The sequence below is a fragment of the Snodgrassella sp. B3837 genome (assembly GCF_026535955.1).
Classification (GTDB): Bacteria; Pseudomonadota; Gammaproteobacteria; order Burkholderiales; family Neisseriaceae; genus Snodgrassella; species Snodgrassella alvi_E.
The window spans coordinates 1-1583 of record NZ_JAFNPI010000012.1; the positions used below are offsets into that span (position 1 = coordinate 1).

The following is a 1583-nucleotide window of genomic DNA, read 5'->3' on the forward strand; positions in this document are numbered from 1 at the left end:
GGTACGGAACAGAAAGTGCTGTACTACCACACCGATGTCAACGGTGCCCCGGAAGAACTGACGGATGAAGCTGGTAACATCTTGTGGGAATGCAGCTATCAGCTGTGGGGCAAACCGATACAGGAAATCGAACACAGCCAGATACAACAGAACTTAAGGTATCAGGGGCAGTATTTAGACAGAGAAACGGGCTTACATTACAATACTTTCAGGTACTACGACCCGGATATAGGCAGATTCACGCAGCCGGACCCGATTGGGTTGCTGGGTGGNATTTAATTTGTATCAGTATGCGCCTAATGGGTTGACTTGGATTGATCCTTGGGGATGGATTCATTTAAATACTAATGGAGCAACAGGAAATTTTGGGGTTTACGAAATAAGAATTGACGGCGAGCTTTATAAATATGGCAAGGCTGATTTAAATAGAATAACCAAAAGTTCTGGTCAACCGACTCGATTGCATCAACAAATAGAAAAACTTCGAAAATTACATCCAGGTAAAGATGTGAGAGGCAATGTTATAGAAAAAGGCTTTCCAACAACCAAAGCAGCAAAAGCAGTGGAGACACTAAAAATTGATGAGCATTATACAAAAACAGGAAAAATTCCAGTTGGCAATCAAAAGAGTTATAAACCGAAAGGACTATGTAAATGAAAATTGATTTTTTACAATTATACGCTGAAGTAGAAGCTAACTATGATATTACTAATACGGTTTTAAAGCCATTGAGAATAAATCTCAATGAATTAAAAAAAACTATACCACATTATGATAAATTATTTAAAACAACAGATTATGAATTAGTATTTACTATATCTGCTACACAAGAAAACAAAAATTTAGTCTACGGTCCTACAACATCGTCAAAAAGCAAAGTGGTTCATTTCTCAATTTTTATACCATATAAAACATTTAATTCATTTACTCAACAAATGTTTTACATTCTTGATAACATAGCAGAAGGAATTATTTTTGTATTCAATAAATATAAAACTGATCCTTCAGGGGTAAAAGAAGTGTTTGAAACATTAAAAACATTGATTGCAAAGGATCCAGAAAGATATCAAAAATGGTTAAAAGATCTAGAGGACTAATAATTTTAAAAATTTACAGCGCTTAAGGCGTTATTGCCATAATTAGATAGCAAATGTAGCCATCCATTTGGCAAAAAATCTTTATCAAAAAAAATTGACCAAATAAAAGCTCCGTTTACATCTACGATGCCTTAGGCCGACGTATCGAAAAACACCAGATAGACCGGACGGGCAAAGCCTGCAACCGTACCCGTTTCCTGTGGGACGGGCTGAGAATGATTCAGGAAACCCGTACCGACAGAAGCAAAANTTATATCTACACGGATGAAAGCGGCTATGAACCCTTAGCCAGAGTGGAAACCACCACCGGTACGGAACAGAAAGTGCTGTACTACCACACCGATGTCAACGGTGCCCCGGAAGAACTTACTGATGAAGACGGTCACATTGTATGGGCATGCAGTTATCAGCTGTGGGGCAAACCGATACAGGAAATCGAACACAGCCAGATACAACAGAACCTGAGGTATCAGGGACAGTATTTA

Annotated in this window: 4 protein-coding genes; all 4 read left to right on the forward strand. The window is 38.3% G+C overall.

The features are described 5' to 3' along the window. Positions 1–279 (forward strand): RHS repeat domain-containing protein (locus tag J3U67_RS05015; RefSeq protein WP_267404075.1); only part of this gene is annotated, 279 nt, incomplete at its 5' end. Positions 280–304: 25 nt separating this feature from the next. Further along, positions 305–658 (forward strand): hypothetical protein, encoded by a 354-nt coding sequence (locus J3U67_RS05020; protein ID WP_267404077.1) that lies wholly within the window; start codon positions 305–307, stop codon positions 656–658. Then, a complete protein-coding gene (locus J3U67_RS05025) occupies positions 655–1098 on the forward strand; it encodes a hypothetical protein (protein WP_267404079.1) in 444 nt (147 codons plus the stop codon). The genes J3U67_RS05020 and J3U67_RS05025 overlap by 4 nt, the downstream gene beginning before the upstream one ends. Positions 1099–1313: 215 nt before the next feature. Further along, positions 1314–1583, forward strand: a 270-nt coding sequence (locus tag J3U67_RS05030) for an RHS domain-containing protein (RefSeq protein ID WP_267404081.1), incomplete at its 3' end; no start/stop codon positions are given.

Excerpts from the sequence above, each read along its gene's own strand:
- J3U67_RS05025 (WP_267404079.1), top strand. The coding sequence starts at position 655 with ATGAAAATTGATTTTTTACAATTATACGCTGAAGTAGAAGCTAACTAT.